This is a genomic window from Streptomyces roseofulvus (assembly GCF_039534915.1).
Classification (GTDB): Bacteria; Actinomycetota; Actinomycetes; order Streptomycetales; family Streptomycetaceae; genus Streptomyces; species Streptomyces roseofulvus.
On sequence record NZ_BAAAWE010000001.1, the window covers coordinates 2,525,082 to 2,548,998 of the forward strand.

A 23,917-nucleotide genomic window follows, 5' to 3' on the forward strand; every position below is an offset into this window, starting at 1 on the left:
GGACGGACGTGAACGACATGGCCGAGACGGTGCGGTGGGGCGTGCTCGCGACGGGCGGGATAGCCGAGCGGTTCGTGACGGATCTGGCGGAACTGGACGGCGCCGAGGTGGTGGCGGTGGCGTCCCGGACGGAGGCGTCGGCGCGGGCCTTCGCGGACCGGTTCGGGATCGCGCGGGCGTACGGCGGCTGGGACGGCCTCTTCGCCGACCCCGAGGTGGACGTGGTCTACGTGGCGACCCCGCACCACGCCCACCGGGAGGCGGCCGGCCGCGCCCTGGAGGCGGGCAAGGCGGTCCTCTGCGAGAAGGCGCTGACGCTGAACGCGCGGGAGGCGGAGGAGCTGGTCGCGCTCGCCCGGGAGCGGGGCCTCTTCCTCATGGAGGCCATGTGGATGTACTGCAACCCGCTGATCCGGCGGATCGCCGAGCTGGTCCGGGACGGCGCGATCGGGGAGGTGCGGACCGTGCAGGCCGACTTCGGGCTGGTCGGGCCGGCCGATCCCGGGCACCGGCTGCGGGACCCCGCCGTCGGCGGCGGCGCCCTGCTCGACCTGGGCGTCTACCCGGTGTCGTTCGCGCAGCTGCTGCTCGGCGAGCCGGACTCGGTGCAGGCGTACGCGCGGCTCTCCCCGGAGGGCGTCGACCTGAACACCGGCATGCTGCTCGGCTGGTCGGACTCGGGCGCCTCGGCGCTGCTGTCCTGCTCGCTGGAGGCGGACACCCCGCTGACCGCCTCGGTGACGGGCACGAAGGGCCGGATCGACGTGCCGCGCGGCTTCTTCTTCCCGGAGCGGTTCACGCTGCTGCGGCACGGGGCCGAGCCGAAGGAGTTCACCGACTCCGATGACCCGCACTCGCTGCGGCACGAGGCCGCCGAGGTGATGCGGTGCCTGCGGGCCGGGGAGACGGAGTCGCCGCTGGTGCCGCTGGACGGCTCGCTCGCGGTGATGCGGACGCTCGACGCGGTACGGGACCGCGTCGGCGTCCGCTATCCGCAGGAGGCCGAGCTCACGCGGGTGTGAGGCCCGGACGGCCGGCCTCCGTCACGAAGGACGCGGCGGTGGTGACCGGGGCGCCCGGCGTCGTCACGTACGGGACCGTACGGAAGTCGGCCCGGGCGCTCTCCTCCCCGAGGGACACGGTGACGTAGCCGCGCCGGCCGTGGAAGAACCTCAGGTGCGGGTTGGCCTGGGTCAGCCGGTCGTAGCTGGACGGGCGGTCGGCGCCGTCCTTGCCGCTGGAGATCGAGGTGGCGACGATCTCGGTGCCGACGGTCCGGGAGCCCGGGTCGCGGAAGTCGGCCTTGATGTCGAGGCCGTACGAGACGTGGACATCGCCCGTCAGCACCATCAGGTTCGCCACCCCCGCGGACTCGGCGCCCGCGAGGATCCGCGCGCGGGACGCCGGGTAGCCGTCCCAGGAGTCCATGGAGAGCTTGAAGTCGGCGGTGGGGCGGTCCCGGCGCTCGGCGAAGACCACCTGCTGGGGCAGGACGTTCCAGCGGGCGTCCGAGGCGCGCCACCCGTCGAGCAGCCACCGTTCCTGCGCGGCGCCGGTCATGGTGCGGGCCGGGTCCTCGGAGAGCGGGCCCGGGACCTGCCAGCCGTCGCCGTACGCCTGGTCGGAGCGGTACTGACGGGTGTCGAGGATGTCGAACTGGGCGAGCCGGCCGAAGGTCAGCCGCCGGTACAGCCGCATGTCCGGGCCCTCGGGAAGCTGGGGCGCGCGCAGCGGCTGGTGCTCCCAGTAGGCGCGGTAGGCGGCGGCTCGGCGGAGCAGGAACTCCTCGGGCGGGACGGAGTTCTCGGGGATGCCGCCCGCGTAGTTGTTCTCGGTCTCGTGGTCGTCCCAGGTGACGACGAAGGGGTGCGCGGCGTGCGCGGCCCGCAGGTCGGGGTCCGACTTGTAGAGGCCGTACCGGAGCCGGTAGTCCTCCAGGGTGACCGTCTCGCGGTTGAAGACGGCCGGGAGGGTGCGGTCGGTGTAGGCGCGGGCGCCGCCGGTGGCGTTGACGGCGTACTCGTAGAGGTAGTCGCCGAGGTGGAACACGACGTCGAGGTCCTCGTCGGCGAGGTGCCGGTAGGCGGTGAAGTAGCCGTCGTGGTACGCCTGGCAGGAGACGGCGCCGAGGCGGAGCTCGGCCGGCCGGGCCCAGGGCGCGGGCGCGGTGCGGGTCCGGCCGACCGGGCTGACCCAGGCCCCCGCGCGGAACCGGTAGAAGAACTCCCTCCCGGGCTCCAGGTGTTCGACCTCCACGTGCACGGTGTGGCTGAACTCCGGGTGGGCGGTGGCGCGACCGCGCCGGACGGGCCGGGTGAAGCGCTCGTCGCGGGCGAGCTCCCAGTGGACGGAGACCCTCTCGGCGGGCAGGCCGCCGCCGGGCTCGAAGGGACGCGGGGCGAGCCGGGTCCACAGCAGGACGGAGCCGGGCCGGGGGTCGCCGGAGGCGACGCCGAGGGTGAACGGCTCCTCGGTGATGCGGCGCCCGTCCAGCTCGGCGGCGGCGGCCGCGCCGGCGGCGGGCAGCTGGGTGGCGAAGGCGAGCGCGGCGGCGGCTCCGGCGGTGGTGAGGAACCGGCGGCGGCCGAAGTGGCGCGCGGCGGCGCGGAGTTCCGCGCTGTGGGCCGGTGTGCTGCTCGGTGCGGGTGTCATGTGCCCCTCCCCTGACGGTTGGTGTCCGTCGGTATTCGAGGGGCGCGGGGCGACCACGCATTGTCGGGGACAGGTCATCCACGTGTCGGACGGATGAGTTCATGGGGCACGCGTCTGGCGTACGCTGCGCGGCCGGGAGCGACACGAGGCTGGAAAGGCGGTTCGGCATGGGCGTCGCGGTGGTGACGGGAGCGGGTTCGGGCATCGGCCGGGAGGTGGCGCGGGCGCTCGCGGAGGCGGGCTGGTCGGTGGCGCTCGCGGGCCGCCGGCGCGGGCCCCTGGAGGAGACGGCGGAGGGCCTGGCGGACGGCCGCACCCTCTGCGTCCCGACGGACGTGACGTCACCGGAGGAGGTGGCGGCCCTGTTCGACGCGGTACGGGACCGCTTCGGCCGCGTCGACCTGCTGTTCAACAACGCGGGGACGTTCGCGGGCGGCGGCACCCCGGTCGAGGAGCTGGCCTACGACACCTGGCGCGCGGTCGTCGACGTCAATCTGACGGGCGCCTTCCTCTGCGCCCAGGCGGCCTTCCGGGCGATGAAGGAGCAGTCCCCGCAGGGCGGCCGGATCATCAACAACGGCTCGATCTCCGCGCACGTGCCGCGCCCGCACTCGATCGCGTACACGGCGACCAAGCACGCGATGACGGGCCTGACCAGGTCGCTGTCGCTGGACGGCCGCCCGTACCGGATCGCCTGCGGCCAGATCGACATCGGCAACGCGGCCACCGAGATGACGGCCCGCATGGGGACCGGCATCCTCCAGGCCAACGGCGAGCTGGCCGCCGAGCCGGTGATGGACGCGGCGGACGTGGCGGCGACCGTCGTCCACATGGCGGCCCTGCCGCTGGAGGCGAACGTGCAGTTCGCCACGGTGATGGCCACGGCGATGCCCTACATCGGCCGCGGCTGACGGCTCACTCCGCGGGGGCCTGACCGGTCTCGAAGCGGGCCACCCTCCCGCCCTCCACGGTGAACCGCCAGACCGTCCGCATGGCCCCCCAGGTGTCGTTGCTGTAGGTGGCGACGAGGGCGAGCCCGTCCTCGTCCTCGCTCTCCACCTCCATCCGCCCGTTCGAGGCGAACACCTCCCGCTCGGTCCACTCCGCGAGGTCCCGCTCCGACCCGTCGTCGGACATGGTCGCCCCCGGCGCGAGGGCGGCGGAGAAGGCGTCGCGGTCGTTGGCGTTCAGCGCGGCGACGAAGGCGCGCACGGCGGGCTCACGGAGCCGGTCCACGGGAAGCGTCATGCTCCAGCCGTACCCGCCGGACGGCTCCGCGCCCCGCTCCGGCGCCCGGGATGGGCCAGTCGGGCGAGCCCCACGGCAGCCTCCCGGGGCCCGGCGGCCGCCGCGGGCAGTATCGAGGGGCCAAGCCCCCGTCCGCCGCTGGAGGAGCGATGTCGGAGCAGGACCGGATCGTCAGGCTGTACGCGAAGGGGGCCCCGGTCGGGGTCCACGAGGGGAGGCTGGTCGGCTTCCTGGTCGACGAGCACCGCACCGCCGAGTGGGCGGTCGCCGAGGCGGACGGCGGCTTCCGCCTGACCGTGAAGGGCACCGAGGACACGCTCACCGCCTCCGGCACCGACCGCGCCCCGGTCCTGGTCCGTCCCGACGACACCGCGGCCTCGGTCTGGCGCCTCCAGCGGGTCACCCCGGAGGGCGTCGCCACGATCAGCGGCCTCGACGCCCTCGGCACCGGCACGTACGTGATCACCCAGCACGGCCTCCCCCTGGGCCGGGACCTCTTCGAGGACCGCTCGCTCGCCCCGAAGCCGGTGGTGACCCGCACGGACGACCGCACGCCCCACTGGACGGTGGAGGTGCTGGCCTGAGAACGACCGTCCCGCCGCATGCGAAAGGGCCCCGCGAGGGGCCCTGGGAAGGGGCAGACGAGTCGGGCTGTACGCCGGGTTCTGTACCCCGGGACCTCGCGGTCGTCGGGGTGACGGCCATCCATCTAGGGCCGGCGTTGCCGCCGGCCTCGTGCGGTCTACCCGCGAACTCGGGCGAGCAGCCCTCGATCATTCGCGCAGGGACACCGGGGTGTCCCCTCTTGACCTTGCTCCGGGTGGGGTTTACCTAGCCGCCTGAGTCACCTCAGGCGCTGGTGGTCTCTTACACCACCGTTTCACCCTTACCGTGGGCCGAGGCCCCCGGCGGTCTGTTTTCTGTGGCACTGTCCCGCGGGTCACCCCGGGTGGCCGTTAGCCACCACCCTGCTCTGTGGAGCCCGGACGTTCCTCGGGGAGATCCGAAGACCTCCACGCGGCCGCCCGCCCGGCTCGTCTGCCGTGCCGACCATGCTACCTGCCGGGAGCGACGACGCTTGACCTTGCCGCAGCGTCAGGGTTTCTACTGAGGTCATGCGTATCGGCGAGATCGCCGCGCTCGTCGGGGTCACCCCCCGCGCCGTGCGGCACTACCACCACCTGGGGCTGCTGCCCGAGCCCGAGCGGCTGCCCAACGGCTACCGGGAGTACGGCATCCGGGACGCGGTGCTGCTCGCCCGGGTGCGCCGGCTGACCGAGCTGGGGCTCGGGCTCGACGAGGTGCGCGACGTGCTCGCGGACGACGAGGGGCGGGAGCTGGTGGAGGTCCTGGAGGAGCTGGACGCGGACCTCGCGCGCCAGGAAGCCGTCGTCCGGGAGCGGCGGGCGCGGCTCGCCGGGCTGCTCGGCGAGGCCCGGGCCGGGCGGCTCACCGCCGAGGGGCCGGTCTCGCCGGAGCTGGCGGCGCTGCTCGCCGGGGTCGGCGAGCTGCCGGACTCGCCGATGGCGGTGAAGGACCGGGAGATCCTCGCGCTGCTCGACACCGTCGTGCCGGCCGAGGAGCGGGCCCGGCTGATGGGCCTGATGCACGAGGTCGCCGGGAGCGCCGGGGCGGTGTACGGGCTCCTGGACGCGCTGGCCGACGCGCCGGCGGACGATCCGCGGGTCGAGGAGGCCGCGCGGGCGCTCGCCGGGGCGCTGCCGGACGGGATCGGCGGCTTCGCGCTGCCCGCCGAGGGGTCGGGCGGGCTCGCGGACGTGTTCTTCGCGGATCTGGCGCCGGCCCAGGCGGCCGCCGTCAGGCGAGCCCTCGATCTGGTGGCGGAGCGCGTCGAGGGAGGGGAGCGTCGTGGCGGGGCGTGAGCGGGGGCCCGTGCTGCGGGCGTTGCGCGGGGTGGCGTACGCGGCGCTCCCGGCGGAGGTGGTGGTGTGCGCGCTGCTGCTCGGCGGGGTGCGGATGCCCGGGTCCGTCCTGGCCGGCGCGGAGCTGGTGATGGTCGCGCTGCTCGGGGCCGAGGCCGTGGTGTGGCTGCGGCTGCGGCGGCGGGGGCTCTCGCGGCGGGAGGCGCTGGCGGAGCTCGTACCGGAGCGGGTGCTGCGGCTGATCGGGCACGAGCTGCGGCTGATGGCGGGCCTGGGGCGGTGGGTGGCGCGGCGGCCGCACGGGACGGCGGGCGCCGAGGGCGTCTTCCCGCACGCGCGGGACCAGGCCGCCCTCATGTACGGCTTCGCGTTCGTCTGCCTGGTCGAGACGGTCGGCATGACGTGGCTGCTCGCGGACGTGCCCGTGGTGCACGAGGTCGTCCTGGTCCTCGACGTCTACACGGTCCTCTTCGTCCTGGGGCTGCACGCGGCCTCCGTCACCCGGCCGCACGTGCTGGCAGGCGGGTGCCTGCGGGTCCGCCGGGCCGCTCATGTGGACGTGCCGGTGCCGCTGGACCGGATCGCGTCCGTCCGTCGGGAGAACCGTTTCACCCACGAGCGGAAGGACGGCGAGCTGAACCTGGCCGTCGGCTCGCGGACCTCCGTGACGCTGGAGCTGGACGGGCCGGTGGAGGTCGTCGGGCTGCTCGGCTCGGTGCGGCCGGTGACCACCGTACGGCTGCACGCGGACGACCCCGGGGCGCTGTACGCGGCCGTCCGCGACGCGGTCACGCGGGCGCGAACAGCACCTTCGCCCGGCCGGGATCCGCTGCCGCGAGCCTGACCCGCAGCCACTCCCCCAGCGGCAGCGGGGCCGTACCGCCCTCGACCCGGGCGACGACCGCCGGGTCGTCGAGGTGGACGGTGCCGACGGACGGCTCCCGCTCCTTCACGTCGATCACGTACGCGTCGAAGAGCTCGCCCACCCGGCCGCTGAGCAGCGCCGCCTCGACGACGTCGACGCTCTCCCGCTCCACCGCGTTGGCGCGCCGCGAGCCGGCGCCCATGGTGTCGGGCAGGCCGGGCAGCGCGGCCCGCACCCACTCCGGCGGCTCGGTCCCGGCGACCGCCGCCACGCACAGTTCGGCGGCGTACCGGTCGACGAGCCGGCGCAGCGGGGCGGTGCAGTGGGTGTACTCGTCGGCGACGGCCGCGTGCACGGCCGGGTCGGGCAGCCGGCCGTCGGTGAAGACGGTGTAGCCGGCGCCGCGCAGCAGGGTGGTGCACTCCTGGAGGAAGGCGGCCTGGCGCGGGTCGGTGGGGTCGGCGTTCCTGACCACCTCCGCGTACGGCACGTGGTGCGGCCAGGCGACGCCGAGCGCCTCGGCGGAGCGGCGCAGCCGGGCGACGGCCCCGTCGGGGGCGACCGGCAGGGTGCGCAGGATGCCGGTGCCCGCGGCGGTCATGAGGTCGGCGGCGGCCATGCCGGTGAGCAGGGAGATCTGCGCGTTCCAGCTCTCGGCGGGCAGGGGCGCGCGGTAGGCGAGCGTGTAGGTGTGGTCGCCGGGGACCTCGACGATCTCCTGTTCGGGGACGTCGAGGGAGATCCCGCCGCGTTCGATCTCGCGCTCCTCGCGGAGCCGGCCGATGGCGCGGAGGAGGGCGAGGGGTTCCTCTGCGGTGCCGGAGTCGATCTGCCGCTGGACGGAGGCGTAGTCGAGCCTGGCGCGGCTGCGGACGAGGGCGCGGCGCAGGTCGGTGGCGACCCGGCGGCCCTCGGCGTCGAGGTCGATCCGCCAGAGCAGGGCGGGGCGGGGCTCGCCGGGCAGCAGGCTGGCGGCGCCCTCGGAGAGCGCCGGCGGGTGGAGGGGGGCCTTGCCGTCGGGGAAGTAGAGGGTGAGGACCCGCCGGTGGGCCTCGGCGTCGATCGCCCCGCCGGGGGCGACGAAGGCGGCGACGTCGGCGATGGCGTAGTGGACGCGGTAGCCGCCGTCGGCCCGCCGGGCCAGGTGCATGGCCTGGTCGAGGTCGGTGGAGGTGGGCGGGTCGATGGTGAGGAACGGCAGGTCGGTGGCGTCGTAGGCGGGGAGCCGGGGGTTCTTCGCGGCGGCCTCGGCCTCGGCGAGCACGTCCGGCGGGAAGCCCTCGGGGACGGCGAGCTCGGTACGGAGTGCGCGCAGGGCGGCCCGCAGCGGAGCCTCGGCTGCGCCGGTCACGTGGAGGTGGCGGCGGGGCATGGAACCGAGCGTAGGGCGGGGTGCGGGGGGCGGCATGTCGTGGGGAGGGGGTGGCGGTGGTTTGTACGCTGGCATGCCGGGGCCGCATCCCCGTTCCCGTACGTATGAAGGAGAACCACCGTGCTCGTGCTGCTGCCGCCCTCCGAAGGCAAGGCGCCCTCCGGGTCCGGGGCGCCGCTCAAGCCGGAGTCGCTGTCGCTGCCGGGGCTCGCGGCGGCGCGGGCGGCGGTCCTCGACGAGCTGGTCGAGCTGTGCGCCGCCGACGAGGAGAAGGCGCGCGAGGTGCTGGGCCTGAGCGAGGGGCTGCGCGGCGAGGTCGCGAAGAACACCGGGCTGCGGACGGCGGGCGCGCGTCCGGCCGGCGAGATCTACACCGGCGTGCTGTACGACGCGCTGGGCCTGGCGACGCTGGACGCGGCGGCCCGGAAGCGCGCGGGGGCCTCGCTGCTGGTCTTCTCCGGGCTGTGGGGCGCGGTGAAGGTGACCGACCGGATCCCGTCGTACCGCTGCTCGATGGGGGTCAAGCTGCCGGGGCTCGGCGCGCTGGGCGCGCACTGGCGGGGGGCGATGGCCTCGGTGCTGCCGGAGGCGGCCGGGGACGGCCTCGTGCTGGACCTGCGCTCGTCGGCGTACGCGGCGGCGTGGAAGCCGAAGGGCGAGGTGGCGGCGCGGACCGCGACGGTACGGGTGCTGCACGCGCCGACCCGGAAGGTGGTCAGCCACTTCAACAAGGCGACCAAGGGCCGGATCGTGCGGAGCCTGCTGGAGTCGGACGCGGCGCCGGGCACGCCGGAGGAGCTGGTGGAGGCGCTGCGGGACCTCGGGTACGTCGTGGAGACGGGCGCGAAGGCGGGGGCGCTCGACGTGCTGGTGGACGAGATCCACTGAGCCGCCGTTGCGCGGTGCGCAACGGGCGTTGCACAAGCCGGGGGTGCTGGGCAGGATGAGGCCATGTCCAGCACCCCCGGCCTGTTCGCGCTCGCCCCGCACGCCCCCGTCGTCCCGGTCGTGGTGATCGAGGACGCCGCCGACGCCGTGCCGCTGGCCCGGGCGCTGGTGGCGGGCGGGCTGCCGCTGATCGAGGTCACGCTGCGCACCCCGGCCGCGCTCGACGCGGTGCGGGCGGTCGCGGCCGAGGTGCCGGAGGCGGTGGTCGGCGCGGGGACGGTGGTCTCGGCGGCCGGGGCGGCGGACGCCGTACGGGCGGGGGCGCGGTTCCTGGTGAGCCCGGGGTGTTCGGGGCGGCTGCTCGGGGCGCTGCGGGAGTCGGGCGTGCCGTTCCTGCCGGGCGTCTCGACCGCCTCCGAGGTGCTGGCCCTGCTGGAGGAGGGCGTCACGGAGATGAAGTTCTTCCCGGCGGAGGCGGCCGGCGGCGTCCCTTATCTGCGGTCCCTGGCGGGTCCGCTGCCGCAGGCCCGGTTCTGCCCGACGGGCGGCGTCTCGGCCGCCTCGGCCCCCGGCTATCTCGCGCTGCCGAACGTCGCCTGCGTGGGCGGCAGCTGGATGCTGCCGCCGGACGCGCTCGCCGCCCGCGACTGGCGGCGGGTGGAGGCGCTGGCGCGGGAGGCGGCGGGGCTCAGCCGTCGGTGAAGCGCACCCCGAGGTGGTCGGTCACCGGGCGGTAGCCGAGGCGCCGGTAGAGGGCGTTGCTGGTGGGGTTGGCGAGGTCGGTGAAGAGCAGGACCTGCGCGGCGCCGGCGGCGAGGGCGGCCCCGCTGACGGCGGCGGTGACGCCCGCGGCGTACCCCCGGCCGCGGTCGGCGGGCGGGGTGTAGACGAGGTGCACCCGGGCCTGGCCCTCGACCGTGCGGGAGACGGCGGCCATCGACGCCGGCCGTCCGGCCGGGGCCTCCCACACGTGGAGGCGGCCCTCGGTGAGGCGTTCGGTGAGCATGCCGGTGTAGTCGTCGGCGGGCTCCTCGCCGATGGCACGGACGAAGGCCGTGGTCCACTCGGCGAGGAGGGGGAGGTCCGCCTCGGTCGCATGCCGGGCGCGGCCGGCCGGGGCCGGGTCGGGCGGCGTGAGCGCGCCCAGCCGGTAGAGCCGCATCCGCAGGAGCGGGGTCCAGGGGCGGCCGGCGGCGTCGAGGTACGCCTCCACCGCCGCCGTCTCGCCGCGCAGCTCCACCGGCTGGTCGCCGTCCGGCAGCGCGAGCGCCCGGGCCGCCTCGGTGGTGGTCACACCGAGGGACGGGAGCCCGGAGCGCGGGACCGCGACGACGCCGGTCACCCGGCCGTCGGGCTCCGTCCACCAGCCGAGCCGGTCCGCCTTCTCCGTGAGCGTCAGCACGGAGGTGTTGCGGGCCGGGTCGGCGGCGAGGTGGGCGCCGGCGGCGGCCCGGAAGACGGCGGGGTCGGCGGTGAAGTGCCAGCGGCCCACGTCAGCGCCTGAGGTGCGAGGTGTCGTTGAGGAGGCGCACGGAGGCGTTGCCGTCGGCGTAGTAGGCGACGGCGGAGAGCGAGGCGGCGGACAGTTCCATCTTGAACAGGGACTCCGGCGGGGCGCCGAGCGCCAGTCGCACCAGGGTCTTGATGGGCGTGACGTGGCTGACGAGGAGGACCGTACGGCCCGCGTGGGCGGCGGCCAGCCGGTCGCGGGCGGCGGCGACGCGGCGGGCGACGGCGGCGAAGCTCTCGCCGCCGCCGGTCGGGGCGGCCTTCGGGGAGGCGAGCCAGGCGTCGAGGTCCTCGGGGTGGCGCTCGCGGACCTCGGCGAAGGTGAGCCCCTCCCAGGCGCCGAAGTCGGTCTCGCGCAGCCCCTGGTCGACGACGACGTCGAGTCCGAGGCGGGCGGCGACGGTCTCGGCGGTCTGGCGGCAGCGGACGAGCGGCGAGCTGACGATGTGCTGGATCGTGCCGCGGGCGGCGAGCGCCTCGGCGACGGCGGCGGCCTGGCGGCGCCCGGCCTCGGACAGCTCGGGGTCGGAGCCGCCGCTTCCCGAGAAACGCTTCTCGGGGGTGAGGGCGGTCTCGCCGTGGCGGAGCAGGACGAAGGTGGCGGGGGTGGAGAGGTCCGGTCCGGCCGTGGGGCCCGTAGCGGCACCCGCTGCCGCGTCGGCAGGTACGGCGGCGGGCGCGGCCGGTGCGGGCGCGGGCTCGGCGGCAGACGGGTCCTGAGAAGCGGTGCCCGGCACCGGGGGCTGTGCCCACCCTCCCCCGGAGGGGGTACCCCCACGCCCTGCGGAACGATCGCCCACAGCGGGGGCGGCGGTGGCCGCGGCCGCGCCGGCGCTGCCCGCCGCAGGCGAGTTCGTGCCGGCGAGGGCCGCTCGGGCCTTGGCGGCGCCCGCTGCGGCGTCGCCGGGCGGGCCCGCCGGCGGCAAGGCCGCCGCGACCTGGGCCGCCGAGGTGTCGCGGGGGGACCACTGTTCGCCGCGGGCGCCCGCGTCCATGGCCTCGTTGGCCAGGCGGTCGGCGTGCTTGTTGCGCTCGCGCGGGATCCACTCGTAGCGGACCCGGTCGGCGGGGAAGGCGCGGGCCGCCTCCGCCGCCAGCGGCTTCATGTCGGGGTGCTTGATCTTCCAGCGGCCCGACATCTGCTCGACGACGAGCTTGGAGTCCATCCTGACCCGGACCACGGCGTCGGGCGCCAGGTCCAGGGCGGCGCGGAGGCCCGCGATGAGGCCCTTGTACTCGGCGACGTTGTTGGTGGCGACGCCGATGTACTCGGCGGCCTCCGCGAGCGTCTCGCCCGTGGCCGGGTCGAGGACGACGGCGCCGTAGCCGGCGGGGCCGGGATTGCCCCGGGAGCCGCCGTCCGCCTCGACCACGAGCTCGCGCATTACAGGCCGGACTCCGCCGTGCGGACGAGGATGCGGCGGCAGTTCTCGCAGCGGACGACCGCGTCCTTCGCGGCGGCCCGGACCTCGTTCAGCTCGGTGATGTTGAGCTCGATGTGGCAGCCCTCGCACTTGCGCTGGTAGAGGCGGGCCGCGCCGACGCCGCCCTGCTGCTCGCGGAGCTTGTCGTAGAGCTTCAGCAGGTCGGCGGGGACGGTGCCGGCGACGACCTCGCGCTCCTTGGCGACGCCGGCGGCCTCCTCGTCCAGGCCGGCCTGGGCGGTGTCGCGGCGGGCGGTGGCGTCGTCCACCTTGGCCTGGACGGCGGCGACGCGCTCGGTGAGCTCGGCGACGCGCTCCTGGGCGGACTCGCGGCGCTCCATCACCTCCAGGACGATCTCCTCCAGGTCGCCCTGGCGCTTGGCGAGCGAGGTGATCTCGCGCTGGAGGCTCTCCAGGTCCTTCGGGGAGGAGACGGCGCCGGAGTCGAGCCGCTGCTGGTCGCGGGCGGCGCGCTGGCGGACCTGGTCGACGTCCTGCTCGGCCTTGGTCTGCTCGCGGGCGCAGTCGCTCTCCTCGGTCTGCGCGGCGACGAGCAGGTCGCGCAGCTGGGTGAGGTCCTTGGTCAGCGCCTCGATCTCCGCGTGCTCGGGCAGCGCCTTGCGCTTGTGGGCGAGCTGCTGGAGGCGGACGTCCAGGGCCTGGACGTCGAGGAGGCGGATCTGGTCGGCGGGCGCGGCGTTCAGTTGGGGGCTCCAGAGGAAGTGTGGTGGGAGGACCAGGGGTCGGTGACCGTCTTCGAGACGTGGACGCGGAGGTCCCAGCCGTGGCGGTCGGAGATCTCGTCGAGCTGGGCGGCGGCCTGTTCGCACCAGGGCCACTCGGTGGCCCAGTGGGCGGCGTCGACGAGGCCCAGCGGGCCCGAGGAGGACGCGGCCTGGGTGGCCTCGGAGACGGGGTGGTGGCGCAGGTCCGCGGTGAGGAAGGCGTCCGCCCCGGCGGCCCGCACGGCGTCGAAGAGGCTGTCGCCGGAGCCGCCGCTGACGGCGACGCGGCGGACGGTCATGGCGGGGTCGCCGGCGACCCGGATGCCCTGCGCGGTGGCGGGCAGCCGCTTCGCGGCGCGGGCGGCGAACTCGGCGAGGGTCTCGGGGTGGTCGAGCTCGCAGATCCGGCCGAGGTTGTTCTCGGGGACGAGCGGGCCGGTGACGCGCAGGTCGAGGGCGCCGGCGAGGGCGTCGGAGACGCCGGGGTCGGCGGTGTCGGCGTTGGTGTGCGCGACGTGCAGGGCGATGTCGTGCTTGATCAGGGTGTGCACGACCCGGCCCTTGAAGTGGCCCGCCGCGACCGTCGTCGTCCCGCGCAGGTAGAGCGGGTGGTGGGTGACGATCAGGTCGGCGCCGAGGGCGACGGCCTCGTCCGCGATCTCCTGGACGGGATCGACGGCGAAGAGGACGCGGCGCACCTCGGCGTCGGGGTCGCCGCAGACGGTGCCGACGGCGTCCCACTGCTCGGCCCGCTGGGGAGGCCAGAGGGCGTCGAGTTCGGCGATGACTTCAGACAGACGGGGCACGGAGGAAAGGCTACCTGCCCTCCGTGCCCCGCCGTCCTGGCCTGTGGACGACTCCGGAACCCCGGCCTACTTCTTCACGAGGTCGGCGCGCAGGTCGTCCAGGACGCTGTTCGCCGCCGTGACGCCGAGGCCGAGGTACCAGGTCTCGTCGGCGACGTCCTTGGCCTGGCCGCCCTTGACGGCCTTGAGGTTCTTCCACAGCGGGTTGCCCTGGGCGGCGTCCTTCTTGGTCGCCTTGGCGTCGCCGTAGACGCCGGTGAAGATCCAGTCGGCGTCGGCCTGGTCGATCTTCTCCGGGCTGACCTCGACGGCGAGGTCGTTCACCTGCTGGTTCTTCGGGCGGGGCAGGCCGGCGTCCTCCAGGATGGTGCCGATGAACGACGCCTTCGCGTAGAGGCGGATCTTGCCGGGGAGGTAGCGGACCATCGAGACGGTCGGCTTGTTCGGGCCGATGTCCGTGCCGAGCTGCTTCGCCTTGGTCTCGTACGCGGCGAGCTTCTCCTTCGCCTCGGCGGTCTTGTCGAGCGCGGCGGCGTTGAGGAGGTAGTTCTCCTTCCAGGTGAAGCCCGGGCGGATGGAGAAGACGGTCGGCGCGATCTTCGACAGCTCGTCGTACTTGTCGGCGGCGCGGAGCTGGCTGCCGAGGATGAGGTCGGGCTGGAGGTTGGCGATCGCCTCCAGGTTGAGGTTGTTGATGGTGCCGACGGACCGGGGGCTGCCGGCGTCCTCGGCGAGGTAGCCGGGGATGCCGTCGTCGCCCTCGGAGGGGGCGTAGCCGACGGGCTTGACGCCGAGGGAGACGACGTTGTCGAGCTCGCCGACGTCGAGGACGACGACGCGCTTCGGGGCGGCCTCGACCTCGGTGGTGCCCATGGCGTGGGTGAGGGTGCGGGGGAACTGGCCCGGCTTGGCGTCGGTGCCCATGGCGGCGGTCTTGGCGGCGGCGTCGCCGAAGTCCTTGCCGCCGGTGGCGACGTCCTTCTTCTTCGCCGTGTCCTCCTTCTTGGCGGAGGCGTCGGACGAGCCGTCGCCCCCTCCGCAGGCCGCGAGGGAGAGCGCGGCGGCGAGGGCGACGGCGGCGGCGGTGCCGCGGCGGCGGAGGGACATCGGGAGGGCTCCTCTTCGATGGCGGAACGTCGAGGTGGGGACGACGCAGGGCTGTTCCACGGCGGACCCACTGGCTCCGCTTAGGCTCGCCTTACCTTACAAGCGCAGGTGCTCCGCCAGCACAACCGGCCCCCGCGCTCAATCGAACGGGCCGACCGCCATCCTTATGTGTGAAGTGCGGGGGCTCGTGTTGTTCGGCTGGAAGTGCGAAAACTAGCTTCGTGGCCGGAGGTGACGAGTCGATGACAGCGTGTGCCATCGAGACCACGGCCGAGGACGGCGACCACGAGGGGACGGCCGTCCACCCCCCGGCGGGGTTCGCGATCACGGCGAACGGCGCGTACGGGGCCAGGCTCGCCGGTTCCGGGGACGCCCTGTACGCGGAGCGGTGGACGCTCGACGGCCCGGAGCCGTACGCCGTCCCGCTCCCGACGGACCAGCCCGAGGAGCCGGACGCCCGGCTGCTGCCGCTGGCCGACGGCCGGGTCCTGGTGTGCCGCCGGGTCGACGGGCGGCGCCACACCTTCTCGCTGCTGTACCCGACCGGCCCCGGCACCGGTGAGCTGCGGCTCGGCTCGGTGGAGGCCCCGGGCCCGGGGCGGGTGGAGCTGCTGCCGCCGTCCCCGGACGGCATCTGCGCGTACGCGATGCACGCCGGCCCGGAGTCGACCACGCTCTGGCTGGTGGCGGGCGGGGCGTTCGGCCCGGAGCGGGTCGCGGAGCTGCCCGGCCACTGCGCGGGCGGGGTCTGGCTGGACCGCACGGGCCGGATCCTGGCGCTCGACCGGCGGCTCGGCGACGGGCCGGTGAAGACGGTGGCGGTGGACCTGGAGCGGGGCGGCGAGGTGTCGCCGCTGCTCCAGATCACCGAGGAGAGCGACGACCGGCTGCTGCTCGCGGATCCGGACAGCGGGCTGCTCCTGATCCGTTCGGACGCGCCGTCGCCGGGGCACGAGCGGCTGGGCTGGGGGGTGCTGGGCAGTCTGCTGCCGGTGCGGTTCCCGGAGTGCCTGCGGCTGGACGACGCGGCGGTGACGCCGTTCGCGGTCCAGCCGGGGCAGGTGCTGATGCCGGAGAGCTGCGGGGTGGCGCTGCGGATCGACGCGGCGGGCGGCAGCTGGGTCGGCCTGTGGCGGCCGTCGGGGCGGCGGATGCACCAGGTGGCGGCGCCGCCCGGGTGGCTGGCGGGGGCCGGGACGTGGTCGCCGGCGGGCGTCCTGCGGCTGCCGTGCTCGACGGACGAGCTGCCGTGCGCGCTCGCGGGTCTCACGGTGCCGCCGGAGCGGGACCCGGAGCCGGAGCCGGAGGGGCCGGCGGAGGGGGTTCCGGTGTCCGCAGGGGCGGCGGGCCGGGCGCCGGACGCGGAGGACGGGCGCCCGCGCGCGTGCCGGCCGGTCCCGCTCCAGCAGGCGCCTCTGACGGACCGTAAACCCGCTGGTTAGACTCACCGCCGCAACAACAGCACAGCACCAGCATGTCCAACGGGGTGAGTACGACCATGACGGAGAACAGCACGGAGACGACGCAGGAGTCGCGGGACACCGGTGCCGGACGGCACCGCGGTTCGGCCGCGGCGGCGGAGGAGCCCTCCGCCGCCCCGCACGGCCGGCACCGGCGCGAGGCGGACGAGCGCTAGGTCGTTTCTTTCGGATCAGGCCGGATCAGGGAGCGGCGTCTGGTGCGTGCGCTCGCAAGGCGGAGGAGGGAGTCGACGCGGTGGGGGCACCTCCCAGCGGTAGCTGGGGGAGTCGGCGACCGACGACAACGCCGCGAGCGTGCGTGCCAGACGCCGCGAGCCCGGCATGATCCGGAAGAGACGGCCTAGGGCTCGGCACGCGCGCGTGGCGAAGGGCCCCGGGGAGCGGATCCCCGGGGCCCTTCGCCGTCGCCACCGGCCCCCCACCCGCCGGTGGTGGTTCAGCCCTTCTTCAGCCCCAGGACCTCGGAGGCCGCGAAGGTCTCGTTCGGCGGGCGCTCCGCGAAGTACGGGGTGAGCAGCCCGTCCAGCTCCTCGAAGCCGAAGACCTCCTTGGCGGTGTCGAACTTGGCCGCCACCCGGGGCCGTTCGACGACGGCGACCATCCCGCCGTGGACGACGAGCAGCTGTCCGTTGACCCTGGCCGCCGCCGGCGAGGCGAGGTAGCCGACGAGGGGGGCCACGTGCTCCGGCGACAGCGGGTCGAGCTCGTCCGCGGCGGCCGGTTCGGCGAAGCCGGCGAAGACGTCCTCGGTCATGCGGGTGCGGGCGCGCGGGCAGATCGCGTTGGCGGTGACCCCGTACCGGGCCAGGGCGAGCGCGGTCGAGGTGGTGAGGCCGACGATGCCGCCCTTGGCCGCCGCGTAGTTGGGCTGTCCGGCCGAACCGGCCAGGAACGCCTCGGAGGAGGTGTTGACGATCCGGCCGTAGACGCCGGTCTCCCCCGCCTTCGCGCGCCCGCGCCAGTGGACGGCCGCGAAGTGGGTGGTGTTGAAGTGGCCCTTGAGGTGGACGCGGATCACCGAGTCCCACTCGTCCTCGCTCATCGAGAAGACCATCCGGTCGCGCAGGATGCCCGCGTTGTTGACCAGGACGTCCAGCTTGCCGAACTCGGTCACGGCGAGGTCGACCAGACCGCGCGCGGTCTCGAAGTCGGCGATGTCGCCGAGGTGGGCGACGGCCCGGCCGCCGGCCGCGGTGATCTCGGCGGCCACCTCCTCGGCGGGGGTGGCCGACGCCTCCCCGGAGCCGTCCCGGCCGGGCTGCCCGTAGTCGTTGACGACCACGGCCGCGCCGAGCCGGGCCAGTTCGAGCGCCTCGGCGCGGCCGAGCCCGCGCCCGGCGCCGGTGACGATCGCGCTCAGCCCCTCCAGAGGCAGTGACATGTCCCGTGTCCTCTCAGATCTCGATGCAGGTACGGAGGGAGGTGCCGGTCCGCATCTGCTCCAGGGCCTCGTTGATGCCCGCCAGCGGGACCCGGTGGGTGATCAGCGACTCCAGGTCGATGCGGCCGGCCCGCCAGAGCGCGATGGCCCGCTCGTACGACCGGAGCACGTCGCCGCCGCCGTACATGGAGGGCAGGATCCGCTTCTCGTCGAAGAACAGCTCGAACATGTTGAGCTGGAGGTGGTCGTCCATGGCGCCGGCGCCGACCACGCAGAGGGTGCCGCCGCGCCGGGTGGTCTCGTACGCGGTCCGCGCGGTGGCGGACTTGCCGACGACCTCGAAGACGTAGTCGAAGCCCTCGCCGGCGGTGATCCGCTGCTTGGCGTCGCCGAGGGCCTCGGGGGCGACGGCCTCGGTGGCGCCGAAGCGGAGCGCGGCCTCGCGGCGGGACTCGACGGGGTCGACGGCGACGATCTGGGCGGCGCCCTGGAGCCGGGCGCCCTGGATGGCGGAGATGCCGACGCCGCCGCAGCCGATCACGGCGACCGAGGAACCGGCCTCCACCTTGGCGGTGTTGATGGCGGCGCCGAGGCCGGTGGTCACCCCGCAGCCGATCAGGGCGGCGATGTCGAAGGGCACGTCGTCCGGGATGGGGACGGCGCAGCCGGCGTCGACGACGACCTCCTCGGTGAAGGTCCCGGTGCCGGCGAAGCCGAAGACGTCGCCGCCGGGGCGCCGGAAGTTGGGGGTGCCGGCGTTCATGAAGCCGGCGAGGCAGAGCTGGGTCTGGCCGCGCCGGCAGGCGGCGCAGGCGCCGCAGGCGGGCAGCCAGCAGAGCAGGACCCGCTGGCCGGGGGCGAGCCCGGTGACGCCGTCGCCGACGTCGAGGATCTCGCCGGCGCCCTCGTGCCCGGGGATGAACGGCGCGGGCTGCGGCAGGACGCCGCTCATGGCGGAGACGTCGGAGTGGCACAGGCCGGTGGCCCGCACCCGGATCCGCACCCTGCCCGGGCCGAAGCCCACCGCCTCGACGTCGTCGAGGACCTCCAGTTTGTCCTGGCCGATCTCGTGCAGTACGGCTGCGCGCATGGTGCGGGCTCCCATCATCAGATCAGGCGTGTTCGACGAGGGTGTCGGCGAGGACGGGGGCGTCGTCGCGCTCCACGGCCGTCACCGTCACCTGGACGCGGCCGTCCCCGGTCCACATCCGGATGCGCAGGGTCTCGCCGGGGAAGACGATCCCGGCGAAGCGGGTGCGGTAGGCGCGGACGCGGGTGACGTCGCCGCCCAGCACCGTGTCGACGACGGCCTTGAGGGTCATGCCGTACGTACAGAGGCCGTGCAGGATCGGGCGGTCGAAGCCGGCCAGGGCGGCGAAGTCGGGGTCCGCGTGGAGCGGGTTCCAGTCGCCTGAGAGCCGGTAGAGGAGGGCCTGCTCCTCGCGGATCGGGCGCTCGACGGTCTTGTCGGGCTCGCGGTCCGGGACCTCCAGGCGCTCGGAGGGGCCGCGATCGCCGCCCCAGCCGCCCTCGCCGCGGACGAAGATCTGGGCGTCGGAGGTCCACAGCGGGCCCTCGTCGTCGGCGGCCTCGGAGCGCAGCACGAGGACGGCGGCCTTGCCCTTGTCGTGGACGGCGGCGACGCGGGAGGTGGAGACGGCCCGGCCGCCGGTGGGCAGCGGACGGTGCAGGGTGATCGACTGGCCGCCGTGCAGGACGGCGGCGAGGTCGATGTCGATGCCGGGGGCGGAGAGCCCGCCGACGACCCCCATGCCGGCGCCGGCGACGGTGGCGAAGCTGGGCAGCACGTGGAGCCGGGACTCGAGCGTGTAGCGCAGCTCGGCCGGGTCGGTGGCGGGGGTGCCGGCGCCGAGCCCGAGGTGGTAGAGCTGGACGTCCTTGTGGTCCCAGGCGATCTCGGCGCTGCGGGGTTCGGCGGCGAGGGCCTTGGCGGGGTCAATGGGCATCGACTTGCTGCTCCTTGGAGGTCCCTGGAGTGGAAGACCTCGGCGCGACCGTCCGCACCGTCGGTCACGCCGAGGCCGTGCGGGAACCGCCCCGTACGCGGCTGACTAGAACGCGTTCCAGTTCGGTGTCCCCCATGTATAGCGGAGGGCCGACGGCTTGGGAACCCTCGGACGCCACTCTCCTGACGGTACGTCAGACCGCCCGCCGCGCGGCACCCCGCGGTCCGTCCTAGGCTTTCGGTTGTGAACGAGATGCCGCGGGAACACCGGCCGTCGAAGTCCGTCCGGGTCCTCCTCGCCGAGGACCCGGAGATGACGCGCGGGGCGCTCGCGCTGCAGCTGGGGATGGAGCCGGACATCGAGGTCGTCGCCCGGGTCGGGCGGGGGGACGAGATCGTGGACCGGGCGCTGGTGGCGCGGCCGGACGTGGCGCTGCTCGACATCGAGCTGCCGGGGCGGTCGGGGCTGGACGCGGCGGCGGAGCTGCGGGACGAGGTGCCGGACTGCCGGGTGCTGATCCTGACGCCCTTCGCCCGGCCCGGCGCTCTGCGGCGCGCGAGGGAGGCGGGCGCGGCCGGCTTCCTGGTGAAGGACGGGCCGGTGGAGGAGCTGGCGGAGGCGGTCCGGAAGGTGCTGCGGGGCGAGACCGTCGTCGACCCGGCGCTCGCGGCGGCGGCGCGGGCCGCGGAGCCGAACCCGCTGACGGCGCCCGAGCGGGAGGCCCTCTCGGCGACGGCGGACGGGGCGACGGTCGCGGACCTGGCGGCCCGGCTCCGGCTGCCGGAGCCGGCCGTACGGGACCTCCTGGCGTCGGCGGCCGGCAAGACCGGCGCGCGCGACCGGAGGGAGGCCGCCCGGGCCGCCCGCCGGCGGGGGTGGCTCTAGTGATCTGAGTCAGAGATTCGTCGGCAGTAGGCGGCGACCTTGTCGAGAATCTCGTCGGCGGTTTTCGTCCAGACGAAGGGCCTGGGGTGCTCGTTCCAGTCGGCGAGCCAGGCCCGGATGTCGCGTTCGAGGGCCTGGACGGAGCGGTGGACGCCGCGCTTGAGCTTCTTCTGCGTGAGTTCGGCGAACCACCGCTCGACCAGGTTCAGCCAGGACGCGCTGGTCGGCGTGAAATGCAGGTGGAACCGCGGATGGGCCAGCAGCCACTTCTTGATGTCGGGTGTCTTGTGCGTCGCGTAGTTGTCCAGGATCAGGTGAACCTGCAGATCAGCCGGGACTTCCTTGTCCAGCTTGGTCAGGAACTTCTTGAACTCCGCTGCCCGGTGGCGCCGGTGGAGGGAGCCGATGACCTTGCCGGTGGCTACTTCGAGCGCGGCGAACAGGGTCGTGGTGCCGGCCCGGACATAGTCGTGGCTGCGGCGTTCAGGAACACCAGGCACCATCGGCAGCACCGGCTGGGACCGGTCCAGGGCCTGGATCTGCGACTTCTCGTCCACGCAGAGCACCAGAGCCTTCTCCGGCGGATCGAGATACAGACCGACGACGTCGCGGACCTTGTCGATGAACAACGGATCGGTCGACAGCTTGAACGTCTGCGACCGGTGCGGCGCCAGCGCGAACGCCCGCCAGATCCGCGAGACCGTCGACTGGGACATGCCTGTCGCCGCGGCCATCGACCTCGTCGACCAGTGGGTCGCGTTCTTCGGGGTCTCCTCGAGCGTCTTGACGATCACCCGCTCGACGTCGGCATCGGTGATCTTCCTCGGGACGCCGGGCCTCGGGTCGTCGCACAAACCGTCCAAGCCGCGTTCGATGAACCGGCGCCGCCAGGTGCGGACCGTGTCCGGAGTGACCCGCAGCCGGCGGGACACCTCCATGATCGAGTGGCCTTCGGCGCACTCCAGCACGATCCGCGACCTCTGGGCCAGAGCCTGGGCCGTCGTCCGGCGACGCAACCAGCCTTCCAGCACCGCCCGCTGGGCGTCAGTGACCGACAACGGCGGAATCTTCGGACCAGGACGACTCATGCCCAACCAACGACGAATCTCCGACTCAGGTCACTAGGCCGTCTCTTCCGGATCATGCCGGGCTCGCGGCGTCTGGCACGGTCGCGGGCGCCGAGTTTGGCGAGGGCGCGGGTGACGTGGGTCTTGGCGGTGAGGGGGCTGATCACGAGGCGTTCCGCGATCTGGTCGTTGGAGAGGCCGGTGGCGATCAGGCGGGTGACCTCGCGTTCGCGGGCGGTGAGGACGTCGAGGCGTTCCGGGGTTTCGGTGGGGGCGGCCGGGCGGTGGGCGAACTGCTCGATCACCCGGCGGGTCGCGCTCGGCGAGAGGAGCGCGTCGCCGGCGGCGACCGCGCGGACGGCCTGCCGCAGGTCGTCCGGCTCGATCTCCTTGGTGAGGAAGCCGCTGGCGCCGGCGCGGAGGGCGGCGAAGACGTACTCGTCGGTCTCGAAGGTGGTGAGGACGATGACCCGGCACCCCGTCAGGCCGGGGTCCCCGACGAGGGTGCGGGTGGCGGTGAGGCCGTCGGTGCCGGGCATGCGGATGTCCATGAGGACGATGTCGGGGCGGACGGCGCGGGCGGCCTCGTCGCCGGTGCCGGCCTCGCCGACGACCTCGATGTCCTTGGCCCGGCCGAGGAGGCTGCGGAAGCCGGCCCGCACCAGGGCCTGGTCGTCGGCGAGGAGCACCGTGATCGTCATGGCCGGAAGCCTGGCACAGGGATGACGGCCCGGACCAGCCATCCGCCGCCGTCGCCGGGCCTCCCGGCGGTGAGTTCGCCGCCGAGGGCGTGGACGCGTTCGGTCATGCCCCGGATGCCGTGTCCGGGGGCGGCCGCCGGGCCCTGCGGGGTCGGGCCGTCGTCGGAGACGGTGACCTCCACCCGGTCGGCGGCGCAGTGGACGGTGACGTCGGCGCGGGCGGCGCCGGAGTGGCGGGCCGTGTTGGTGAGGGCCTCCTGGACGAGGCGGTGGACGGCGAGGGAGACCGGGGCGGGGACGGCGGCGGGATCGCCGGTGGTCTCCAGGCGGACGGCGAGCGAGGGCGTGCGCGTGCGGGCGACGAGCGCGGCGAGTTCCGGGACGCCGGCGGCGGGCTCTTCCGGGGACGGGGACGGGGACGGGTGCGCGGGCTCCCCCGGTGCGCGCAGGACGTGGACGAGGGCGCGGAGGTCGCGGACGGCGGCGGTGCGGACCTCCTGGGCGGTGGTGAGGGCGGCCCGGGCCTCGGCCGGGGAGTCGTCCAGGGACTCGGTGGCGACGCGGAGCTGGAGGCCGACGACGGTGAGGGTGTGGCCGACGACGTCGTGGAGTTCGCGGGCGATCTCCAGCCGGGCCTCGGCGATGCGCCGGCCGGCCTCCAGGTCGCGCTCGCGGGCGGCCCGGAGGAGGCGGGCGTCGAGTTCGGCGCGCCAGCGGAGGCGGTTGCGGTAGGCGGTGGCGGTGGCCAGGAGCAGGGCCAGCCACAGGGCCTCGGCGCCCAGGGAGCCGAGGGCCTCGCGGGGGCTGCCGGCCGTGGGCAGCTCCCAGCCGGCGGCGAGGAGGAGTGCGGTGACGCCGACGGCGGCGGCCCGGAGCAGGCCGGGCCGGCCGGGGCGGTCGTCGGCGGCCAGGCAGGCGTACGCGGCGGAGACCGGCCACACCCAGCCGATGTCGGTGAGGCCGGAGGTGCGGAAGACGACGACGGCCTGGACGGAGAGGAGCAGGACGGCGAGCGGCCACCGGCGGCGGACCAGGAGCAGCAGGCCCAGCCAGAGGGCGAGCGGCAGCGCGCCCGCCGCGTCCAGCCGGCCGCCGAAGCGGGCGGTGCCGGCGAGCACCGCGACGAAGGTGACGGCCGCGAGCAGCCCGTCCACGGGGCGTATCGCGCGCAGGGCGGCGGTCGTGCGGGCGAGTGCGCGGTCCATGCGCCGATCATGCACGACGGCCCCGCTTCCCGGCGGCGGTCGCGAGGAGGGCGGCGGCGACCCAGCCGAAGTCGGCGGCGAGCACGATCCGTTCGACGAGCCCGAGGAGGGTGGGGGCGCCGAACAGGCCGAGGGACGGGCCGCCGTCCATGACGTCGGCGAGGAGGACGGCGAGCGCGGCCGTGCCGAGGAGCGAGACGAGGGTGAGGGCGTCGAGCGCGGTCCGCATCCGGGGCCGGGTCGCGGTGAGCCCGCGGCGGAGGAGGAGCGCGGCGGCGGGGAGGGCGGCGAAGGCGAGGAAGGCGGCGTTGCCGTGGACGAGTTCGGAGAGGGACGGGCGGTGGTGCCGGCCGGGCGGGTCGGCGGGGAAGATCCCGGCGATCAGGATCCCCACGGTCCACGCCGCGACGGCGATCCGGCCGGCCCCGGCCTCGATCCGGGCCGCGAGGACGGCGGAGGCCGCGGCGACCGCCAGGAGGCCGGCGGGCAGGAGGAGGCCGGCGGTGCCGTGCACGTACCGGCTGAGGGCCTCGCTCAGCGGGTCGTGGCGGGGGTTCAGCAGCTCCACGGCCGTCAGGGCCAGGACGCCGCCGCCGATCAGGGCGAGCGGGGCCCGCACCCCCGCGGTCGTCGTTCTCGTCATCGTCGTCATGCCGTCCTCCTCGTCGTCGTGGCTTCCGGTGGTGTTCCGGAAGGTACGGAGGGGGCAGGGGTGGTCGCGTCCTCCCGGCGCGGACACCCCGGCGTACAC

25 protein-coding genes and 1 other RNA gene are annotated in these 23,917 nt (G+C 74.9%); 10 read left to right on the plus strand and 16 right to left on the minus strand.

Translation table 11 applies throughout. The features are described 5' to 3' along the window. Window positions 1-17 precede the first annotated feature (17 nt). A complete protein-coding gene (locus ABFY03_RS11620; RefSeq protein WP_346172238.1) occupies window positions 18-1,022 on the plus strand; it encodes a Gfo/Idh/MocA family protein in 1,005 nt (334 codons plus the stop codon). On the opposite strand, the gene ABFY03_RS11625 is transcribed toward ABFY03_RS11620, so the two are convergent. Continuing rightward, window positions 1,009-2,652, minus strand: a complete 1,644-nt coding sequence (locus tag ABFY03_RS11625) for an alkaline phosphatase D family protein (RefSeq protein ID WP_319007370.1) — start codon at window positions 2,650-2,652, stop codon at window positions 1,009-1,011. The two genes, ABFY03_RS11620 and ABFY03_RS11625, sit on opposite strands and share 14 nt — an antisense overlap. Window positions 2,653-2,819: 167 nt before the next feature. Here ABFY03_RS11625 and ABFY03_RS11630 point away from each other — a divergent pair, with 167 nt between their 5' ends. Next, window positions 2,820-3,563, plus strand: coding sequence for an SDR family oxidoreductase (locus tag ABFY03_RS11630; RefSeq protein ID WP_319007371.1), 744 nt, complete (start codon window positions 2,820-2,822; stop codon window positions 3,561-3,563). A gap of 4 nt (window positions 3,564-3,567) precedes the next feature. Here the strand turns inward: ABFY03_RS11630 and ABFY03_RS11635 are convergent, their stop codons facing one another. Continuing rightward, window positions 3,568-3,900 carry a nuclear transport factor 2 family protein gene (locus ABFY03_RS11635; protein WP_319007372.1) on the minus strand — a complete coding sequence of 111 codons (333 nt, stop codon included), beginning with the start codon at window positions 3,898-3,900 and terminating at the stop codon, window positions 3,568-3,570. Between the two features lie 149 nt (window positions 3,901-4,049). On the opposite strand from ABFY03_RS11635, the gene ABFY03_RS11640 reads away from it, so the two are divergent. After that, window positions 4,050-4,484 (plus strand): hypothetical protein, encoded by a 435-nt coding sequence (locus ABFY03_RS11640; RefSeq protein WP_319007373.1) that lies wholly within the window; start codon window positions 4,050-4,052, stop codon window positions 4,482-4,484. 54 nt (window positions 4,485-4,538) lie between these two features. On the opposite strand, the gene rnpB is transcribed toward ABFY03_RS11640, so the two are convergent. Further along, window positions 4,539-4,937, minus strand: an RNA gene (gene rnpB / locus ABFY03_RS11645) — RNase P RNA component class A. Window positions 4,938-5,015: 78 nt separating this feature from the next. On the opposite strand from rnpB, the gene ABFY03_RS11650 reads away from it, so the two are divergent. Together ABFY03_RS11650 and ABFY03_RS11655 are read left to right on the plus strand one after the other, a co-directional pair. Beyond that, on the plus strand, window positions 5,016-5,783 hold the full coding sequence (locus ABFY03_RS11650) for a MerR family transcriptional regulator (protein ID WP_346169847.1): 768 nt from the start codon (window positions 5,016-5,018) through the stop codon (window positions 5,781-5,783). Further along, entirely contained in the window at window positions 5,770-6,627 is an 858-nt protein-coding gene (locus ABFY03_RS11655; RefSeq protein ID WP_319007375.1) for a hypothetical protein, read from the plus strand. Before ABFY03_RS11650 ends, ABFY03_RS11655 begins: the two co-directional genes overlap by 14 nt. Here the strand turns inward: ABFY03_RS11655 and ABFY03_RS11660 are convergent. Beyond that, window positions 6,572-8,020, minus strand: coding sequence for an RNB domain-containing ribonuclease (locus ABFY03_RS11660; RefSeq protein WP_319007376.1), 1,449 nt, complete (start codon window positions 8,018-8,020; stop codon window positions 6,572-6,574). The genes ABFY03_RS11655 and ABFY03_RS11660 overlap by 56 nt on opposite strands. Window positions 8,021-8,140: 120 nt before the next feature. On the opposite strand from ABFY03_RS11660, the gene yaaA reads away from it, so the two are divergent. Both yaaA and eda read left to right on the plus strand, forming a co-directional pair. Then, complete coding sequence (yaaA, locus tag ABFY03_RS11665) at window positions 8,141-8,908, plus strand: peroxide stress protein YaaA (RefSeq protein WP_319007377.1); 768 nt, start codon at window positions 8,141-8,143, stop codon at window positions 8,906-8,908. Between the two features lie 63 nt (window positions 8,909-8,971). Further along, the gene (eda, locus tag ABFY03_RS11670; protein WP_319007378.1) at window positions 8,972-9,610 is read left to right on the plus strand and encodes a bifunctional 4-hydroxy-2-oxoglutarate aldolase/2-dehydro-3-deoxy-phosphogluconate aldolase; all 639 of its coding nucleotides are present in this window, start codon (window positions 8,972-8,974) and stop codon (window positions 9,608-9,610) included. On the opposite strand, the gene ABFY03_RS11675 is transcribed toward eda, so the two are convergent. The 5 genes from ABFY03_RS11675 to ABFY03_RS11695 all read right to left on the minus strand — a co-directional run bounded on the left by ABFY03_RS11675 (window position 9,597) and on the right by ABFY03_RS11695 (window position 14,479). Next, the gene (locus ABFY03_RS11675) at window positions 9,597-10,400 is read right to left on the minus strand and encodes a GNAT family N-acetyltransferase (protein ID WP_346169848.1); all 804 of its coding nucleotides are present in this window, start codon (window positions 10,398-10,400) and stop codon (window positions 9,597-9,599) included. The genes eda and ABFY03_RS11675 overlap by 14 nt on opposite strands. 1 nt (window position 10,401) lies before the next feature. After that, a complete protein-coding gene (locus ABFY03_RS11680) occupies window positions 10,402-11,802 on the minus strand; it encodes a bifunctional RNase H/acid phosphatase (protein WP_346169849.1) in 1,401 nt (466 codons plus the stop codon). Then, the gene (locus tag ABFY03_RS11685) at window positions 11,802-12,545 is read right to left on the minus strand and encodes a zinc ribbon domain-containing protein (protein ID WP_319007388.1); all 744 of its coding nucleotides are present in this window, start codon (window positions 12,543-12,545) and stop codon (window positions 11,802-11,804) included. The genes ABFY03_RS11680 and ABFY03_RS11685 overlap by 1 nt, the downstream gene beginning before the upstream one ends. Continuing rightward, on the minus strand, window positions 12,542-13,372 hold the full coding sequence (locus ABFY03_RS11690; RefSeq protein ID WP_346169850.1) for a Nif3-like dinuclear metal center hexameric protein: 831 nt from the start codon (window positions 13,370-13,372) through the stop codon (window positions 12,542-12,544). The genes ABFY03_RS11685 and ABFY03_RS11690 overlap by 4 nt, the downstream gene beginning before the upstream one ends. A gap of 66 nt (window positions 13,373-13,438) precedes the next feature. Next, window positions 13,439-14,479 (minus strand): ABC transporter substrate-binding protein, encoded by a 1,041-nt coding sequence (locus ABFY03_RS11695; RefSeq protein WP_319007382.1) that lies wholly within the window; start codon window positions 14,477-14,479, stop codon window positions 13,439-13,441. Between the two features lie 242 nt (window positions 14,480-14,721). Between ABFY03_RS11695 and ABFY03_RS11700 the strand changes: the two genes are divergently transcribed. Next, entirely contained in the window at window positions 14,722-15,921 is a 1,200-nt protein-coding gene (locus tag ABFY03_RS11700; protein WP_319007383.1) for a hypothetical protein, read from the plus strand. A gap of 56 nt (window positions 15,922-15,977) precedes the next feature. Further along, entirely contained in the window at window positions 15,978-16,115 is a 138-nt protein-coding gene (locus ABFY03_RS11705) for a hypothetical protein (RefSeq protein WP_319007384.1), read from the plus strand. A 281-nt stretch (window positions 16,116-16,396) separates the two neighbouring features. On the opposite strand, the gene ABFY03_RS11710 is transcribed toward ABFY03_RS11705, so the two are convergent. Genes ABFY03_RS11710 through ABFY03_RS11720 form a run of 3 tightly spaced genes read right to left on the minus strand, consistent with a single transcriptional unit; the run spans window position 16,397 to window position 19,308 of the window. Next, entirely contained in the window at window positions 16,397-17,341 is a 945-nt protein-coding gene (locus ABFY03_RS11710) for a 3-oxoacyl-ACP reductase (RefSeq protein ID WP_319008252.1), read from the minus strand. A 13-nt stretch (window positions 17,342-17,354) separates the two neighbouring features. Then, window positions 17,355-18,431: a Zn-dependent alcohol dehydrogenase gene (locus tag ABFY03_RS11715; RefSeq protein ID WP_319008253.1), complete on the minus strand. Its 1,077-nt coding sequence runs from the start codon at window positions 18,429-18,431 to the stop codon at window positions 17,355-17,357. Window positions 18,432-18,453: 22 nt separating this feature from the next. Next, window positions 18,454-19,308 (minus strand): MaoC/PaaZ C-terminal domain-containing protein, encoded by an 855-nt coding sequence (locus ABFY03_RS11720; protein ID WP_319008254.1) that lies wholly within the window; start codon window positions 19,306-19,308, stop codon window positions 18,454-18,456. A 252-nt stretch (window positions 19,309-19,560) separates the two neighbouring features. Here ABFY03_RS11720 and ABFY03_RS11725 point away from each other — a divergent pair, with 252 nt between their 5' ends. Next, window positions 19,561-20,193 carry a response regulator gene (locus ABFY03_RS11725; RefSeq protein WP_346172239.1) on the plus strand — a complete coding sequence of 211 codons (633 nt, stop codon included), beginning with the start codon at window positions 19,561-19,563 and terminating at the stop codon, window positions 20,191-20,193. Here ABFY03_RS11725 and ABFY03_RS11730 read toward each other — a convergent pair. Genes ABFY03_RS11730 through ABFY03_RS11745 form a run of 4 tightly spaced genes read right to left on the minus strand, consistent with a single transcriptional unit; the run spans window position 20,190 to window position 23,818 of the window. Next, window positions 20,190-21,281: an IS630 family transposase gene (locus tag ABFY03_RS11730; RefSeq protein WP_346169304.1), complete on the minus strand. Its 1,092-nt coding sequence runs from the start codon at window positions 21,279-21,281 to the stop codon at window positions 20,190-20,192. The genes ABFY03_RS11725 and ABFY03_RS11730 overlap by 4 nt on opposite strands. Continuing rightward, window positions 21,278-21,961 carry a response regulator gene (locus ABFY03_RS11735; protein WP_346169851.1) on the minus strand — a complete coding sequence of 228 codons (684 nt, stop codon included), beginning with the start codon at window positions 21,959-21,961 and terminating at the stop codon, window positions 21,278-21,280. Before ABFY03_RS11735 ends, ABFY03_RS11730 begins: the two co-directional genes overlap by 4 nt. Further along, entirely contained in the window at window positions 21,958-23,166 is a 1,209-nt protein-coding gene (locus ABFY03_RS11740) for a sensor histidine kinase (protein WP_346169852.1), read from the minus strand. Before ABFY03_RS11740 ends, ABFY03_RS11735 begins: the two co-directional genes overlap by 4 nt. Window positions 23,167-23,173: 7 nt before the next feature. Continuing rightward, entirely contained in the window at window positions 23,174-23,818 is a 645-nt protein-coding gene (locus tag ABFY03_RS11745) for a DUF998 domain-containing protein (RefSeq protein WP_346169853.1), read from the minus strand. Between the last annotated feature and the right edge of the window lie 99 nt (window positions 23,819-23,917).

Bases quoted from the DNA above. Each gene is read 5' to 3' on its own strand.
- ABFY03_RS11620 (WP_346172238.1), top strand. From the start codon at position 18: ATGGCCGAGACGGTGCGGTGGGGCGTGCTCGCGACGGGCGGGATAGCC.
- ABFY03_RS11625 (WP_319007370.1), bottom strand. From the start codon at position 2,652: ATGACACCCGCACCGAGCAGCACACCGGCCCACAGCGCGGAACTCCGC.
- ABFY03_RS11630 (WP_319007371.1), top strand. From the start codon at position 2,820: ATGGGCGTCGCGGTGGTGACGGGAGCGGGTTCGGGCATCGGCCGGGAG.
- ABFY03_RS11635 (WP_319007372.1), bottom strand. From the start codon at position 3,900: ATGACGCTTCCCGTGGACCGGCTCCGTGAGCCCGCCGTGCGCGCCTTC.
- ABFY03_RS11640 (WP_319007373.1), top strand. From the start codon at position 4,050: ATGTCGGAGCAGGACCGGATCGTCAGGCTGTACGCGAAGGGGGCCCCG.
- ABFY03_RS11650 (WP_346169847.1), top strand. From the start codon at position 5,016: ATGCGTATCGGCGAGATCGCCGCGCTCGTCGGGGTCACCCCCCGCGCC.
- ABFY03_RS11660 (WP_319007376.1), bottom strand. From the start codon at position 8,020: ATGCCCCGCCGCCACCTCCACGTGACCGGCGCAGCCGAGGCTCCGCTG.
- eda (WP_319007378.1), top strand. From the start codon at position 8,972: ATGTCCAGCACCCCCGGCCTGTTCGCGCTCGCCCCGCACGCCCCCGTC.
- ABFY03_RS11680 (WP_346169849.1), bottom strand. From the start codon at position 11,802: ATGCGCGAGCTCGTGGTCGAGGCGGACGGCGGCTCCCGGGGCAATCCC.
- ABFY03_RS11695 (WP_319007382.1), bottom strand. From the start codon at position 14,479: ATGTCCCTCCGCCGCCGCGGCACCGCCGCCGCCGTCGCCCTCGCCGCC.
- ABFY03_RS11700 (WP_319007383.1), top strand. From the start codon at position 14,722: ATGACAGCGTGTGCCATCGAGACCACGGCCGAGGACGGCGACCACGAG.
- ABFY03_RS11705 (WP_319007384.1), top strand. From the start codon at position 15,978: ATGACGGAGAACAGCACGGAGACGACGCAGGAGTCGCGGGACACCGGT.
- ABFY03_RS11710 (WP_319008252.1), bottom strand. From the start codon at position 17,341: ATGTCACTGCCTCTGGAGGGGCTGAGCGCGATCGTCACCGGCGCCGGG.
- ABFY03_RS11715 (WP_319008253.1), bottom strand. From the start codon at position 18,431: ATGCGCGCAGCCGTACTGCACGAGATCGGCCAGGACAAACTGGAGGTC.
- ABFY03_RS11720 (WP_319008254.1), bottom strand. From the start codon at position 19,308: ATGCCCATTGACCCCGCCAAGGCCCTCGCCGCCGAACCCCGCAGCGCC.
- ABFY03_RS11725 (WP_346172239.1), top strand. From the start codon at position 19,561: ATGCCGCGGGAACACCGGCCGTCGAAGTCCGTCCGGGTCCTCCTCGCC.
- ABFY03_RS11730 (WP_346169304.1), bottom strand. From the start codon at position 21,281: ATGAGTCGTCCTGGTCCGAAGATTCCGCCGTTGTCGGTCACTGACGCC.
- ABFY03_RS11735 (WP_346169851.1), bottom strand. From the start codon at position 21,961: ATGACGATCACGGTGCTCCTCGCCGACGACCAGGCCCTGGTGCGGGCC.
- ABFY03_RS11740 (WP_346169852.1), bottom strand. From the start codon at position 23,166: ATGGACCGCGCACTCGCCCGCACGACCGCCGCCCTGCGCGCGATACGC.
- ABFY03_RS11745 (WP_346169853.1), bottom strand. From the start codon at position 23,818: ATGACGACGATGACGAGAACGACGACCGCGGGGGTGCGGGCCCCGCTC.